This window comes from Bradyrhizobium amphicarpaeae (assembly GCF_002266435.3).
GTDB classification, from domain to species: domain Bacteria; phylum Pseudomonadota; class Alphaproteobacteria; order Rhizobiales; family Xanthobacteraceae; genus Bradyrhizobium; species Bradyrhizobium amphicarpaeae.
This window is the reverse complement of the sequence record NZ_CP029426.2, coordinates 6,347,737-6,363,022: the sequence shown is the minus strand read 5'-3', so window position 1 is coordinate 6,363,022 and position 15,286 is coordinate 6,347,737. Positions and strand designations below refer to the sequence as shown.

The following is a 15,286-nucleotide window of genomic DNA, read 5'->3' as shown; positions in this document are numbered from 1 at the left end:
TTGCGAGCGCAGCGAAGCAATCCAGAGTGTCGCCGCGGAGGGATCCTGGATTGCTTCGCTGCGCTCGCCAATGACGTGCCGGGATTGAGACGCCTCAATCCACCAGGATCACCCTGATGTCATTCACATTGGTCAGCGTCGGTCCCGGCAGCAGCAAATCCCCCGTCGCCTCGAAGAAGCTGGTCGCGTCGTTGTTGTCCAGGTACGCCTGCGGTTGAAGCCCCTGCGCCTTCATCTTCGCGAACGTTGTCACATCGATCAGCGCGCCGGCGGGGTCGGTGGGGTTGCCGGCGCCGCCGTCGGCACCGTCGGTGTCGCCGGCCAACGCCGAAACGTCAGGCGTGTCCTGCAGCAGGGCGGCGAGTGCCAGCGCGTATTCCTGGTTCGGCCCGCCGCGCCCATTGCCGCGCACCGTCACCGTGAGCTCGCCGCCGGAAAGGATCGCGAGGCGCTTGCCTTGCGCGCGCGCTTGCAGCGCCAGCCTGGCGTGATCGGCGGCAACCTCGCGCGCCTCGCCTTCGAGATCGGCGCCGAGGTCGACGGTCTCGTAACCGGAGGAGCGCGCCAGCTTCACCGCGGCGTCGAGCGACTGCTTGGGCCGCGCGATCAATTCGAAATGCGCGCGGGCGAAGGCGCCATCGCCGGGTTTGCAGCTTTCGTTGGCGGGATCGTCGAGCGCGCGGCGCACGGCATCGTCGATGTCGAGCTTGTATCTCGCGACGATGGCGCGCGCATCGGCCAGCGTGGTCGGATCGGGCACCGTGGGACCGGAGGCGATCGCGGAAGGATCGTCATGCGGCACGTCCGAGATCGCGAGCGTCACGATCTCGGCGGCATTTTTGCCCGCTCGCGCAAGACGTCCGCCTTTGATCCGCGACAGATGTTTCCTGACGATGTTCATCTCGCCGATCGGCGCGCCCGAGCGCAGCAGTGCCTTGTTGACCGCCTGCTTCTGCGCGAAGCTGATGCCCTCGCTGGGGGCGATCCAGTTCGCCGAGCCGCCGCCGGTGAGCAGCACCAGAAGCAGATCGTCCGGCCCGGCTTCGCCCGCGAGCGCGAGCGTGTCGGCCGCGCCCTTCAAGCCGGCCTCGTCGGGCACGGGATGGCCCGCTTCGACCACGCGGACGCGGCGCGTCGGCACGCCGTAGCCGTGGCGCGTGGTGGCGACGCCGACCAGGCGCTCCGGTGCGAGCTGCAGCGTGTCGAGATAATGCCGCTCGGCCGCAGCCGCCATGGCGGCTGCGCCCTTGCCGGCGGCCAGGCAGATCACGCGTCCCTTGGGCGCGGGCCGCAAGTGCGGCGCCAGCACCACATCGGGATGGGCGGCGGCAACGGCGGCGTCGTAGAGCGCGCGGAGCAGGGGACGGCGGTCGGTCATCACGATGGCTTTCGGCAGACGGAAGAGACCGGCGGCCTTTGCCGCCGTTCACCTGCCTACCGCATCGGGCGCCAAAGCGTAAGCCGGCTTTGCCGTCATTCGATTATGCAATCGCGTGATCATGATCGGCGGCCACGCAAAAGCCCCCTGCGACGGTCTCGCAGGGGGCTTTCCGTGGTCAAATCGTCAGGCGGCTAGCCGCCGACGTCGGCGCTGATCACGTCGCCGAACAGGTCCCAGCGCTCGCCCTTGAAACGCTGAAGCTGCAGCGAGCTGATCGGCGCGAAGTCGGTCGCCGACGTGTTGATCTTGATGCCCGGCAGCAGCACCTCGGTGCGGAAGTCCTTCAGGCTGGCGGCCTGCTTCATGACGTTCGCGCGCGTGAGGTCGTCGCCGCAGTTCTTGAGCACCTGGACCAGTGTCTGCGCGACACCGTAGCCGACGATGGTGCCGTTGTCGGTCTTGTCGCCTTCGGGGAAGTATTTCGTCATGAAGTCGACGAAGCCCTTCATGCCGGCGTCATTCGCCCATTGGGTGTCCGTGGTGTCCTTCAGATAGGCCGCAGAGATGATGCCTTGCGCGTTGTCGAACCCTGCCGGCTTGATCACGCTGCCGACCGAGGCCGAGACGTTGTTGAGGAAATGAGTCGGTTTCCAGCCGATCTCGGCGTTCTTCTTGATCGCCTGCGCTGCGAATTTCGGCGTGGTGATGTTGACGAAGACGTCGGCACCCGTCGACTTCAGCTTGACGATGTGGTTGTCGATGGTCGGCTCCGACGTCTCGTAGCTTTCTTCGGCCACGATCATGGTCGCGGCTTTGGCGCCGAGCCCGTCCTTCAGGCCCTTGAGATAGTCCTTGCCGTAGTCGTCGTTCTGAAACAGAACGGCGATCTTGGCGTTCGGCATCTCCTTCAGGATGTACTTCGCGTAGATCTGCGTTTCGCTCTGGTAGTTGGGTTGCCAGCCCATGGTCCACGGGAAGTCCTTCGGATCGTTCCACTTGGTGGCGCCGGTGGCGACGAACAATTGCGGCACCTTCTTCGAGTTCATGTATTTCTGGATCGCCGAGTTCGGCGGCGTGCCGAGCGAATTGAAGATCAACAGCACCTCGTCGCTCTCGACCAGCTTGCGCGCCTGCTCCACGGTCTTCGGCGGCGAATAGCCGTCGTCGTAGGAGATGAAGTTGATCTTGCGGCCGTTGATGCCGCCCTCCTCGTTGATCTTCTTGAAATAGGCGGCTTCGGTCCGCCCGATGATGCCGTAGGCGGAGGCAGGTCCGCTGTAAGGCATGATGTTGCCGATCTTGATCTCGGTATCGGTCGCGCCGGTATCGTATTTCTTCTGGGCCGATGCAGTTGAGGCCGAGGCCGCAATGAGCGCAAGCGCCAGTGACGCGGCCGCAAGTTTGCCGGTGACAGCGGGCATTCCTATCTCCCTATTTTCTTTGGTGTGTGTGCGCCCCGTTTCTTGTCTCGGTTTTTTTGGCGACGCTGCCGCAATTCAATACGATTTGGCTGATGCCTTCAACAGAAAGCCCCCGCGACGGGGTCGCAGGGGCTGCTTCTTTAGTAGTCAAGGGCGCGGCCGGTCTCTTGTGCGACTGCGAGAAGATCCGGCTGTCTTGAGTTGCTTAACGGATCCCCGAGCGATTTTGAGTTGCGCTGCTTCAGTGGCCCATTTCGCTGGAGATGATGTCGCCGAACAGCTCCCATTTCCGGCCCTTGAAGCGCATCATCTGCAGCTGTTCGATCGGGGCGAAATTGTCGGCTGCGGTGTTGATCCTGATGCCGGGCAGCAGCGTGTCGGGCTCGAAATCCTTCAAGGAAGCTGCCTGCTTCATGACGTTCTCGCGGGTGAGGTCGTCGCCGCACATCTGCAGCACCTTTACCATGGTTTGAGCTGCGGCATAACCGAACACGACGCCGGCATCGAGCTTGTTGGCCTTGGGGTCGTATTGGGCGACGAAGTTGTAGAATTTCTTCATGCCGTCGTCGGCATTCCACTGCGGATCGGAGCCGTCCTTGGTGTAGCTCGCCGACAGCAAGCCTTGCGAGATCTCGATGCCCGCCGGCTCGATCACGCCGCCGACGGAGGCGGAGACGTTGGAGACGATGTGGACCGGATGCCAGTTGATCTCCGCCGCCTTCTTGATCGCCTGCGCGGCGAATTTCGGCGTGGTGATGCTGATGAAGACGTCGGCGCCCGAGGCCTTCAGCTTCACGACGTGCTCGTCGATCGCGGGCTCGGAGGTGTCGTAAGCCTCTTCCAGCACGATCATCGAGGCCTTGGGCCCGAGGCCGTCCTTCAGCCCCTTCAGATAGTCCTTGCCGAAATCGTCGTTCTGGTAGAGCACGCCGATCTTTCCGTCCGGCTTCTCCTTCATGATGTATTTGGCGTAGATGCGCGCCTCGCTCGCGTAGCTCGGCTGCCAGCCCATGGTCCAGGGATATTGCCTGGGATCGTTCCACTTCGAGGCGCCGCTCGCCACGAATAATTGCGGCACCTTCTTCTCGTTCATGTATTTGCGGATGGCGCTGTTGGTGGAGGTTCCGAGCGAGCCGAAGATCAGCAGCACCCCGTCGCTCTCGACCAGCTTGCGCGCCTGCTCCACCGTCTTCGGCGGCGAATAGGCGTCGTCATAGGAGATGAACTTGATCTTGCGGCCGTTGATGCCGCCCTCGGCATTGACCTTGTTGAAATAGGCTTCCTCGGCCTTGCCGATCGCGGCATAGGCCGAGGCCGGGCCGCTATAAGGCATGATGTTGCCGATCTTGATCTCGGTGTCGGATGCGCCGCTGTCGTACTTCTTCTGGGCCAGTGCCGGGCTGCTCATTGCGGTGCACAAAGCGAGCGCGGTCCAGAGGGCCGCAACCTGAGAACGAACGGCAGTCATCTTTCTCCCACCCCGGAATGGATCGGTGCGCCGCATTGAACAAGATTGACGCCTGACGTCAACAAAAAGCCCCCGCGGGCTGCCCGCGGGGGCTCTGTCGTTTCGGACCAGATCCGGACTATGGCGTCAGCGTCACTCGGAGGTGACGTCGCCGCTGATGATCTCGCCGAACAGTTCCCACTTCTCGCCCTTGAAGCGCTGCATCTGGAGCTGGGCGATCGGGGCGAAGTCGGTCTGACTGGTGTTGATCTTGACGCCCGGCAGCAGGGTATCCGGCGCAAAGTCCTTCAGGCTCGCGGCCTGCTTCATGATGTTTGCGCGGGTGAGATCGTCGCCGCACATCTCCAGCACCTTGGCCAGGGTCGAGGCCGCGCCGTAGCCATAGACCATGCTGGTGTCGGACTTGTCGGCACCAGGCATGTACTTGTCGACGAACTCGTTCCACTTCTTCATGCCGAGATCGTTGGCCCATTGCGGATCGGTGGAGTCCTTGGCATAGGCCGCCGACAGCACGCCCTGCGCGGCCTCGAAGCCGGCCGGCTTCATCACGCTGCCGACAGAGATCGACACGTTGGTGAGGATCTGGAGCGGCTTCCAGCTGAGCTCGGCGGTCTTCTTGATGGTCTGGGCCGCGAACTTCGGCGTGGTGTAGATCAGCAGCACGTCGGGGTTGGCCGCCTTGATCTTGACGATGTGGCCGTCGATCGAGGGCTCGGACACTTCATAGCTCTCTTCCATGATGATCATGGACGAGGCCTTGGCGCCGAGGCCGTCCTTGGTGCCCTTGAGATAGTCTTTGCCGAAATCGTCGTTCTGATAGAGGATCGCGATCTTGGCGTCCGGCTTCTCCTTCATCAGCCATTTGGCATAGATCTGCGCTTCGCTCTGGTAGGAGGGCTGCCAGCCGATGGTCCAGGGGAAGTTCTTCGGATCGTTCCACTTGGTGGCGCCGGTGGCGACGAACAGCTGCGGGATCTTCTTGGCGTTGAGGTACTTCTGGATCGCGCTGTTCGAGGGCGTGCCGAGCGGATTGAAGACGACGAGAACCTCGTCGCTCTCGACCAGCTTGCGGACTTGCTCGACGGCTTTCGGCGGCGAATAGCCGTCGTCATAGGTGACGAAGTTGATCTTGCGGCCGTTGATGCCGCCCTTGTCGTTGATCATCTTGAAGAAGGCTTCTTCGGTCTTGCCGATGACGCCATAGGCCGAGGCCGGACCGCTGTACGGCATGATATTGCCGATCTTGATCTCGGTGTCGGACGCGCCGGTGTCGTACTTCTTCTGGGCAAGTGCTGCGCCGGAGGCGAGAGTGACGGCCGCCGTTGCCGTGACCAGCGCGGCGGCTCGGAGTGTTCTTCCAAACGACAAATCGATCTCCTTCTCTAATCTAACGGTCTTCAGTTCTTCCTGAGCTTGCCGACCAATTGCTGGCCCAGGATCGCGATCTGCCTTGCGCCATGCGGCACGAGGTAGATGACGAGGAAAAGCAGCACGCCGAACACGGCGCCGGAGAGGCCTTTGGAAATGCTCTCCGCCATGTTCGGCACGAAGATGATGAACGCGGCGCCGACGAACGAGCCGGGCAGCCAGCCGACGCCGCCGACGACCATGCCGAGGAACAGCGAGATCGCGAGCGTGATGGTGTAGCTGTCGGGTGCGACGAACTGCACGGCGATGGCGCCAAGCGAGCCGGCAACGCCGGTGATACCGGCGGAGACCCCGAAGGCCAGCGTCTTGTACAGCGCGACGTTGACACCCATGGAGGAGGCCGCGATCTCGTTGTCACGAATCGCCATGAAGGCGCGGCCCGAGCGGGAGCGCAGCAGGTTCACCGAGAAGATGTAGATCGCGATCACGACGGCCAGTGAGAAGTAGTACAGCCACATGTCCTGCGACATGGGTAGCCCGAACGGCGCGTCCGGCTTGGTGACGACGAGGCCCTGCACGCCGCCGGTCCAGTGCTCGAGGAAGTTCAGCTTCAGCAACTGTGGCATCGCGGTGGCAAGCGCGAATGTCGCGAGCGCGAGATAGACGCCCGACAGACGCAGTGCCGGCTTGCCGAACAGGTAACCGAATCCGAAGCAGACCGCGGCGGAAATCGGAATTGTCAGCGCATAGTTGACGTTGAAGTACTCCATCAGCACCGCCGACGTATAGGCGCCGACGGCGTAGAAGGCGCTCTGGCCGAGCGAGAACTGGCCCGAGCCGCCGGTCAGGATGTTCAGCGCCATCACGGCGAGCCCGTAGATCAGGAGCATCGTCATCTGGAAGATGATGAAGTTCTTGACGAAGACGGGCATGATGATCAGCGCCGCGAGCACCACCAGCGAGGTGCCCGTGCCCAGCGTCATGGCCCGCTTCGGAACGGCCTCGACCGCCTCGTGGCCTTCGGCAACGACTTCTTCTGCTGCGCTCATGATCAAACTCGCTTGACGATGTGCCGGCCGAACAGGCCAGCGGGTTTGACGACCAGGACGGAGATGATCAGCGCGAGCGCGATCGGGAGCTTCAGCTCGTTGCCGACGCCCGGGATGTACGTGCCAGCGAGATTCTCGAAGATGCCCATGAGGAAGCCGCCGACGACGGCGCCGAACGGGCTGGTCAATCCGCCGAGCACGGCGGCTGCAAAACCGTAGATCAGCACGCCGCCCATCATGTTGGGCTCCAGGAACACGACCGGCGCGATCAGCATGCCGGCGATGGCGCCGATCGCCGAGGCCATGCCCCAGCCGAGCGCGATCATCCAGCTCGTGTTGATGCCGACGAGGCGGGCGGATTCAGGCACCGAGGCGGCGGCCCGCATGGCGAGGCCGATCCGCGTGTACTGGAAGAAGAAGTAGAGCCCGATCAGCAGCAGCACCGTGACACCGATCATGCCGGCCTGGTGGGTCGAGATCAGCTGGCTGCCCAGGAACGGCGAGGAGCCGAACGGGGTCGGGTATTGCTTGATGGTGAAATCCCAGATCAGGCCCGCCGAGGAGTTGATGATCGCGAACAGCGCGATGAAGCCGGCGACATTGGTCAGCACCGGCGCCTTGGCGAGCGGCTTGAACAGGATGCGCTCGATCGCGACGCCGCCGACGAAGGCGAAGACCAGCGTGATCACGAAAGCGCCCCAGTAGGGCACGCCCCACTGCATCAGCTGCCATGAGACGAAAGTCGCAAACATCGCCATCTCGCCTTGCGCGAAGTTGAGATGGTCGATGGCCTGGTAGATCATCACCACGGCCAGCGCCATGCAGGCGTAAATGGCGCCGGTGGCGATTCCAGCCAGGACCTGGTTGGTGAAAAGCTCCATTTGTCCCGGCTCCCTCAGTAACCCAGATAGGATTTGCGGATTTCTTCGTTGTTCGCGATGTCCTTGGCATTGCCCGACATCACGATGCGGCCGGTCTCGATCACATAGGCCTGGTCGGCGAGCTCGAGCGCGAGCTGGGCGTTCTGCTCGACCACCAGGATCGACACCTTGTCCTCGCGGTTGATCTTGCCGAGGATGCCGAACAGGTCGCGTACCACCAGCGGCGCGAGGCCGAAGGAGGGCTCGTCCAGCAGCATCAGGCGCGGCCGCAGCATCAGGGCACGCGCGACCGCGAGCATCTGCTGCTCGCCGCCGGAGAGCGTGCCGGCCTGCTGGGTGTGGCGCTGTTTCAGCACCGGGAAATGCGCGTACATGCGCTCGATGTCGGAGACGATCCCGGCGCTGTCCTTGCGGGTGATGGCCCCGAGCTGGAGATTCTCCTCCACGGTCATGGTGGTGAAGGTGCCGCGGCCCTGCGGCACGTGGGCGATGCCGAACCGCACGATGCTCTCGGTGGAGCGGTTGTTCAGCGGCTTGCCGTCGAACTCGATGCCGCCGGTGGAGCGCACCATGTTGCAGATCGCGCGCAGCGTGGTGGTCTTGCCGGCGCCGTTGGCTCCGAGCAGCGTCACGAGCGAGCCCTCGTTGAGCGAGAAGGACAGGCCATGGAGCGCCTGGACCTGACCGTAATAGGCGCGCAGGTCCTTGACGTTGAGCAATGTCGTCATTGGTCCTTGCTCCCGAGATAGGCCTTGATGACGTCGGGGTCCGCCTGCACCTGGCTGGGGGTGCCCTCCGCGAGCTTCTTGCCGAAATTCAGCGCGACGACGTGGTCGGCGATCGACATCACGAGGCCCATGTGATGCTCGACCAGCAGCACCGTCATGTGGCGTTCGGTGCGGATGCGGCGAATGAGGTCGCCAAGCAGGTAGACTTCCTCGTGGTTGAGGCCGCCGGCGGGCTCGTCGAGCAGCAGGATCTTGGGATCGGCAGCCAGCGCCCGCGCCAGCTCGACGCGTTTCTGCGTGCCGAAGGGCAGGCCGGAGACGACGGTGTGGGCGACGTCCTCGAGATCGAGATAGGCCAGGATCTCGTGCACCTTCTTGTTGATGCTGGCTTCGCTGCGGCGAACCCAGGCGAGGCGGAGCGAGTCGCTGATGATGTCGCTCGAGGACTTCGAATGCGCGCCGACCCGGACGTTGTCCATCACCGAGAGGTTCGGGAACAGCGCCACGTTCTGGAAGGTGCGGCCGATGCCGATCTCGGCGATCCGGTGCGGCGGCCGCGACAGGATGCTCGCGCCCTCCATCAGGATGTCGCCGGACGACGGCTGATAGAGCCGGGACAGGCAGTTGAAGAGCGTGGTCTTGCCGGCGCCGTTGGGGCCGATCAAGCCGAGGATCTGGCCCTTGTGCATGTCGAAGGACACGCCGTTGAGCGCAATGATGCCGCCGAACACGACGCTGACGTCGCGAACCGCGAGCAGGGGCGACGTCCCCTGCGCGAGCTGTGCCTGCGTCATCTCGTCTCGCTCACGTCGTTCAGTGAGCGAAGGGGCGATGCGAACCGCTCCCGATGATGACAAAGGCTATCTGATCCCCTCGGCCACACGAGCAAGTTTCCCTCCTGATTTCAGCTTTTTGCTGACGTCTTTTTTGGAATGCGGCATCAGACCCCCGAGTGCCGCTTCGATGTTCCTTACCATCGCTAGCAGACGCGGTCCAATGTCGTTGATCAAACGCTCTTCCGTGAAGCGGAATGCCGGCGCGCCGCAATTGAATGCGTAGGGACCGGTTCCGTCGTTGAGCCTGAGTGCGACGCCGGCCGCGCCGATGTCGTCGTGCCAGTCGCCGACGGAGATCGCAAAGCCGTGTTTCGCGACGGTCTCGCCGGACCGTTCCAGTCCGTCGCGCATCTTGGGCCAGCGGCTGCCGTAATGTTCGCGCAACAGGCGCGACAGCTCTGCGCGGTCCGAATCGTCGAGCGCCCAGAAATAGGCGCGGCCCATCGCACTGGTTGCAATCGGCACGCGGGAGCCGACGTCGAGTTGAACCCCGACGGTCTCGCTGCCGCGGCTTTGCCCGAAATAGATCATGCTGTGACGGTCGCGGCCGCCGACGGCGACGGCGCCGCCGGTTGCGCGCATCACATCCTCGCGGAACGGCTCGGACAAATGACGAACGCCGAGATTGGCGAGCGCAGCGTAGCCGAGCGACATCGCGGCGGGTGTGAGCTGGTACTTCTCGAAGCGGGGAACCGGCGCAAGATAGCCGAGCTTGGTCAAGGTGTAGGTCAGCCGGGACACGGTCGGCTTCGGCAGGTTGGTCCGAGCCGCAATCTCCTGGTTGCCGAGAAGGCCGTCATTGGGGTGGAATGCGCGCAATACGTCCAGTCCGCGGGAGAGCGCGACGACGAAATTCCGATCGGTCGCGGTCTTCTTTCCTGTACGCTTCATCCCTGATCTGCTTCTTGCGCGGAGTCGTTGACAAGCCACGTGCTTCAAAATAACCCTGCCGTCAAGATGCGGAATTAAATTCCGCACCGCGAAATCGAACAAAAGTAAATCCTCACCAAGGAGGGAACACTGTGAGCGAAGTGGTCAAGCTTGAGCGTCATGACGAGGTCGGGATCGTCACGGTCGACAGCCCCCCGGTCAATGCGCTGAGTGCCGCGGTCCGCGGTGGCATCCTGGAGTGCATCAAGGCCGCAATCGCCGATCCCGCCATCAAGGGCATCGTGCTGACCTGTGCCGGCCGCACCTTCATCGCCGGCGCAGACATCACCGAATTCGGCAAGCCGCCGAAGCCGCCCGCCCTCAACGACGTGCTGTCCGAGATCGAGAATTCGCCCAAGCCGGTGGTTGCAGCGATCCACGGCACGGCGCTCGGCGGCGGCCTCGAGGTCGCGCTGGCCTGTCATTTCCGCGTGGCTGTTAAAGAGGCAAAGCTCGGTCTGCCCGAGGTGAAGCTCGGACTGCTGCCGGGCGCCGGCGGCACCCAGCGCCTGCCGCGCGCGGTCGGGCCCGAGCTCGCCGTCAAGATGATCGTCGGCGGTGATCCGATCGGTGCGGCGGAAGCGCTCAAGAACGGCCTGATCGAGGAGATCATCGAGGGGCCGGCATCGGGCGGCGAAGCCTTCGTGCGCAAGCTGCTGGCCGAGAAGCGTCCGCTGCGGCGCCTGCGCGACGACGATTCCAAGATCGCCGCCGCCAAGGCCGACCGCTCGATCTTCACCAATGCGGTCGCCGCCATGACCAAGAAGTCGCGCGGGCTGGAGGCGCCGTTCGCCGCCGCCGACGCCGTGGGCTACGCCATTGACCTACCCTTCGACGAAGGTCTGAAGAAAGAGCGCGAGGGTTTCCTCAAGCTCGTCGCTAGCGACCAGTCCAAGGCGCAGCGCTACGCCTTCTTCGCCGAGCGCGAAGCCGCCAAGATCGCCGGCGTCCCTGAAGGCACCAAGCCGCGCCCCGTCAATCGCGTCGCCATCCTCGGCGCCGGCACCATGGGCGGCGGCATCGCGATGTCCTTTGCCAATGCCGGCATCCCCGTCACCCTGATCGAGACCGGCGAAGAGCAGCTCAAGCGCGGCATGGGCATCATGCAGAAGAACTGGGAAGCGACCGCGGCGCGCGGCGGCATCCCGGCCGACGCGCCCGCCAAGCGCATGGCGCTGATCAACGGCGTCGTCGGCATCGAGAATGTCGGCGATGCCGACCTCGTCATCGAAGCCGTGTTCGAGACCATGGCGGTCAAGAAGGAAGTGTTCGGCAAGCTCGACCAGTACGTCAAGCCCGGCGCCGTGCTCGCCTCCAACACCTCTTATCTCAACATCGACGAGATCGCGAAGTCGACCAAGCGTCCGCAGGACGTGCTCGGCATGCACTTCTTCTCGCCGGCCAACGTCATGAAGCTGTGCGAGATCGTGCGCGCCGACAAGACCGCGCCGGACGCGCTGGTCACTGCGGTGAACATTGCGCGCAAGATCGCGAAGGTGCCGGCCGTGGTCGGCGTCTGCGACGGCTTCGTCGGCAATCGCATGCTGGCCCAGCGCGGCAAGCAGTCGGAAAAGCTCTTGTTCGAAGGCGCGTTGCCGCAGCAGGTCGATGCCGTGGTGACCAAGTTCGGCATGCCGATGGGGCCGTTCGCGATGGGCGATCTTGCCGGCCTCGACATCGGCTGGCGCTCGCGCAAGGACCGCGGCATCAAGTCGGAGATCGCGGATGCGCTATGCGAAGCCGGCCGCTTCGGCCAGAAGACCGGCAAGGGCTACTACAAGTACGAAGCCGGCTCCCGTTCGGCGCTGCCCGATCCGGAGGTCGAGAAGCTGATCGACGAGACGCTCGCCCGTCTCGGCCGCAAGAAGCGCGTCGTCAGCGATGACGAGATCCTCGAGCGCATGATGTACCCGATGATCAACGAGGGTGCCAAGATCCTGGAGGAGGGCATTGCCGCGCGTCCCTCCGACATCGACGTGGTCTGGCTCTACGGCTACGGCTGGCCGATCTACCGCGGCGGCCCGATGTTCTGGGCCGACAGCGTCGGCCTCAAGCACATCGCCGATCGCCTGGCCTTCTACGCCAAGGAGACCAACGACCCCAGCCTCGAGCCCGCGCCGCTGCTGAAGAAGCTCGCGGCCGAGGGCAAGACGTTCGCCTCGCTGGCGGCGTCGAAGGCGGCGTGAGGAGGGCTTGCACTCTCGGCGTCATTCTCCGTTGCGCAATTGCGCAACGGAGATGGCCCGCGGGGCCAGGCCGGACTCCATTTCACCTTCGAGTGTGCTGCCAGATGGATTCCGGGTTCGATGCTTTGCATCGCCCCGGAATGACGGTTGAATGTGATGCAGAAAATGACCCATCCCGGCGAACAGTTTTACCCCGAGGGCGTGCGGTGGGACGATCCCATCGTCCAGGGCTCGCTGCCCGACCTGCTGTCGAAGGCCGCCGCCGATTACGGCCCGCGTACCGCGCTGGAATTCCGCGATCGCCCGATCACCTACACCGAGCTCGCAGCTCAGGCCGAGCGCGCGGCAGCGGCATTCCTGCGCGCAGGCATCGGCAAGGGCAATTCGGTCGCGCTGTTCCTCGGCAATACGCCGGACCACCCCGTCAATTTCTTTGGCGCGCTGAAGGCGGGCGCCCGCGTCGCGCATCTGTCGCCGCTCGACGGCGAGATCGCGCTGACGCACAAGGTGTCGGATTCCGGCTCGCGCCTGCTCGTTACCTCGAACCTCCAGGCCCTGCTGCCGACCGCGCTGAAGTTCCTTGAAAAGGGGCTGATCGATCGCCTCGTCGTCTGCGAGGACGATCATTGGGGCAAGGTCGGCACGCCGCAGGCGGCGATCCCGGATGATCACCGCATCGTCACCTTCAGGACCTTCGTCGAGGGGGCGACAGCACCGGCACAATGGCCGTCGGTCACGGCCGACGACGTCGCGCTGCTGCAATACACCGGCGGCACCACCGGGCTGCCCAAGGGCGCGATGCTCACGCACGGCAATCTCACCTCCGCGGTGTCGATCTACGACGTCTGGGGCAAGCCTGGCCGCGCCACGCGCGGCGACGTGATCGAGCGCGTGATCTGCGTGTTGCCGCTGTTCCACATCTACGCGCTCACCGTCGTGCTGCTGTCCTCGCTCAGCCGCGGCAATCTGATCTCGCTGCATCAGCGCTTCGACGTCGAGGCCGTGATGCGCGACATCGAGGTCAAGCGCGCGACGTATTTTCCGGGCGTGCCGACGATGTGGATCGCGATCGCGGCGCTCCCTGATCTGGACAAGCGTGACTTCTCCTCGCTGGCGACCATCGGCTCCGGCGGCGCGCCGCTGCCCGTGGAGATCGCGAACTTCTTCGAGCGCAAGGTCGGCAAGAAGCTGAAGAGCGGCTGGGGCATGACCGAGACCTGCTCGCCCGGCACCGGCCATCCGCCCACCGGCCCGGAGAAGCCCGGCTCGATCGGCCTGATGTTGCCCGGCATCGAGCTCGACGTGGTTGCGCTGGACGATCCGAGATGTGTGCTGCCGCCGGGTGAAGTCGGCGAGATCCGCATCAAGGGCCCGAACGTCACCAAGGGGTACTGGAACAGGCCGGAGGGATCCGCCGATGCCTTCGTCGATGGCCGCTTCCTCACCGGTGACATCGGCTATGTCGACGCCGACGGTTATTTCTTCCTGGTCGACCGCAAGAAGGACATGATCATCTCCGGCGGCTTCAACGTCTATCCGCAGATGATCGAGCAGGCGATCTACACCATTGCTGGCGTGCACGAGGTGATCGTGCTCGGCATCCCCGACCAGTACCGGGGCGAGGCGGCGAAGGCCTTCATCAAGCTCAAGCCTGGCGTCACGCCGTTCGCGCTCGAGGAGCTGCGCAACCAGCTCGCCGGCAAGGTCGGCAAGCACGAATTGCCGGCCGAGGTCGAGTTCGTCGACGATTTGCCGCGTACGCCGGTCGGAAAATTGTCGCGCCACGAATTGCGCCAGCAGCAGAAACCGTCACAATCCACGCAACCAGGAGGTCGCTCTTGACCGACGCAGTCATCGTTTCCACCGCCCGCACCCCGATCGGCAAGGCCTATCGCGGCGCACTCAACGCCACCGAAGGCGCAACGCTGCTCGGCCACGCGATTCGCGAGGCCGTCGCGCGCGCGAAAGTCGATCCGAAGGAGATCGAGGACGTCGTGATGGGCGCAGCCCTGCAGCAAGGCGCGACCGGCGGCAACATCGCGCGCAAGGCGCTGCTCCGCGCCGGCCTTCCCGTGACCGTCGCCGGCACCACCATCGACCGGCAATGCGCCTCCGGCCTGCAGGCCATTGCGCTGGCCGCGCGCTCGGTGATCTTCGACGGCGTCGAGATCGCGGTCGGCGGCGGCGGCGAGTCGATCAGCCTCGTGCAGAACGACAAGATGAACGGCTTCCACGCCCAGGACCCGGCGCTGCTCAAGATCAAGGGCGAGGTCTACATGCCCATGATCGACACGGCCGAGATCGTCGCCAAGCGCTATGGCATTTCGCGCGAGAAGCAGGACGAGTATTCGCTCGAGAGCCAGCGCCGCACCGCGTCTGCCCAGCAGGGCGGTAAGTTCAAGGACGAGATCGCGCCGATCACGACGCAGATGGCGGTCACCGACAAGGCGACCGGCACCGTGTCGATGAAGGACATCACGCTGTCGCAGGACGAGGGTCCGCGCCCGGAAACCACGCTCGAAGGCCTCGCCGGTCTCAAGGCCGTCCGCGGCGAAGGTTTCTCCATCACCGCCGGCAATGCCAGCCAGCTCTCGGACGGCGCCAGCGCGAGCGTGATCATGAGCGACAAGGAAGCGTCCAAGCGCGGCCTCACGCCGCTCGGCATCTTCCGCGGATTCGTCTCCGCCGGCTGCGAGCCGGACGAGATGGGCATCGGCCCGGTCTTCGCCGTGCCGCGCCTCTTGAAGCGCCACGGCCTCACCGTCGACGACATCGGCCTGTGGGAGCTGAACGAGGCCTTCGCGGTGCAGGTGCTCTATTGCCGCGACAAGCTCGGCATCGACCCCGACAAGATCAACGTCGACGGCGGCGCGATCGCGGTCGGCCACCCCTACGGCATGTCCGGCGCGCGCCTCACCGGCCACGCCTTGATCGAAGGCCGCCGCCGCAAGGCGAAATACGCGGTCGTCACCATGTGCGTCGGCGGCGGCATGGGCGCGGCGGGACTTTTTGAGGTGTTGCAGTAATTTACAGGAGGA

Annotated in this window: 12 protein-coding genes; 3 read left to right on the top strand and 9 right to left on the bottom strand. The window is 64.4% G+C overall.

Annotated features, from left to right (window positions below):
* Nucleotides 1-94: 94 nt before the first annotated feature.
* The 9 genes from CIT40_RS29840 to CIT40_RS29800 form a co-directional block, all read right to left on the bottom strand.
* Nucleotides 95-1,378 (bottom strand): glycerate kinase type-2 family protein, encoded by a 1,284-nt coding sequence (locus CIT40_RS29840; RefSeq protein WP_094892865.1) that lies wholly within the window; start codon nucleotides 1,376-1,378, stop codon nucleotides 95-97.
* Nucleotides 1,379-1,572: 194 nt separating this feature from the next.
* Complete coding sequence (locus CIT40_RS29835; RefSeq protein ID WP_094892864.1) at nucleotides 1,573-2,802, bottom strand: ABC transporter substrate-binding protein; 1,230 nt, start codon at nucleotides 2,800-2,802, stop codon at nucleotides 1,573-1,575.
* 241 nt (nucleotides 2,803-3,043) lie between these two features.
* Nucleotides 3,044-4,270 (bottom strand): ABC transporter substrate-binding protein, encoded by a 1,227-nt coding sequence (locus tag CIT40_RS29830; RefSeq protein ID WP_094892863.1) that lies wholly within the window; start codon nucleotides 4,268-4,270, stop codon nucleotides 3,044-3,046.
* A gap of 132 nt (nucleotides 4,271-4,402) precedes the next feature.
* On the bottom strand, nucleotides 4,403-5,638 hold the full coding sequence (locus CIT40_RS29825; protein WP_094892862.1) for an ABC transporter substrate-binding protein: 1,236 nt from the start codon (nucleotides 5,636-5,638) through the stop codon (nucleotides 4,403-4,405).
* A gap of 29 nt (nucleotides 5,639-5,667) precedes the next feature.
* Entirely contained in the window at nucleotides 5,668-6,687 is a 1,020-nt protein-coding gene (locus CIT40_RS29820) for a branched-chain amino acid ABC transporter permease (protein ID WP_094892861.1), read from the bottom strand.
* Between the two features lie 2 nt (nucleotides 6,688-6,689).
* Nucleotides 6,690-7,568, bottom strand: a complete 879-nt coding sequence (locus CIT40_RS29815; protein WP_094892860.1) for a branched-chain amino acid ABC transporter permease — start codon at nucleotides 7,566-7,568, stop codon at nucleotides 6,690-6,692.
* 14 nt (nucleotides 7,569-7,582) lie between these two features.
* On the bottom strand, nucleotides 7,583-8,296 hold the full coding sequence (locus CIT40_RS29810; protein WP_018318824.1) for an ABC transporter ATP-binding protein: 714 nt from the start codon (nucleotides 8,294-8,296) through the stop codon (nucleotides 7,583-7,585).
* Complete coding sequence (locus CIT40_RS29805) at nucleotides 8,293-9,090, bottom strand: ABC transporter ATP-binding protein (RefSeq protein ID WP_094892859.1); 798 nt, start codon at nucleotides 9,088-9,090, stop codon at nucleotides 8,293-8,295. The genes CIT40_RS29810 and CIT40_RS29805 overlap by 4 nt, the downstream gene beginning before the upstream one ends.
* A 66-nt stretch (nucleotides 9,091-9,156) precedes the next feature.
* Nucleotides 9,157-10,023 (bottom strand): IclR family transcriptional regulator, encoded by an 867-nt coding sequence (locus CIT40_RS29800; protein WP_162307908.1) that lies wholly within the window; start codon nucleotides 10,021-10,023, stop codon nucleotides 9,157-9,159.
* A gap of 131 nt (nucleotides 10,024-10,154) precedes the next feature.
* Between CIT40_RS29800 and CIT40_RS29795 the strand changes: the two genes are divergently transcribed.
* The 3 genes from CIT40_RS29795 to CIT40_RS29785 all read left to right on the top strand — a co-directional run bounded on the left by CIT40_RS29795 (nucleotide 10,155) and on the right by CIT40_RS29785 (nucleotide 15,274).
* Entirely contained in the window at nucleotides 10,155-12,248 is a 2,094-nt protein-coding gene (locus CIT40_RS29795) for a 3-hydroxyacyl-CoA dehydrogenase NAD-binding domain-containing protein (RefSeq protein WP_094892858.1), read from the top strand.
* A gap of 165 nt (nucleotides 12,249-12,413) precedes the next feature.
* Nucleotides 12,414-14,090: a dicarboxylate--CoA ligase PimA gene (pimA, locus tag CIT40_RS29790; protein WP_094892938.1), complete on the top strand. Its 1,677-nt coding sequence runs from the start codon at nucleotides 12,414-12,416 to the stop codon at nucleotides 14,088-14,090.
* Entirely contained in the window at nucleotides 14,087-15,274 is a 1,188-nt protein-coding gene (locus tag CIT40_RS29785) for an acetyl-CoA C-acyltransferase (RefSeq protein ID WP_094892857.1), read from the top strand. Before pimA ends, CIT40_RS29785 begins: the two co-directional genes overlap by 4 nt.
* The last annotated feature ends 12 nt before the right edge of the window (nucleotides 15,275-15,286 follow it).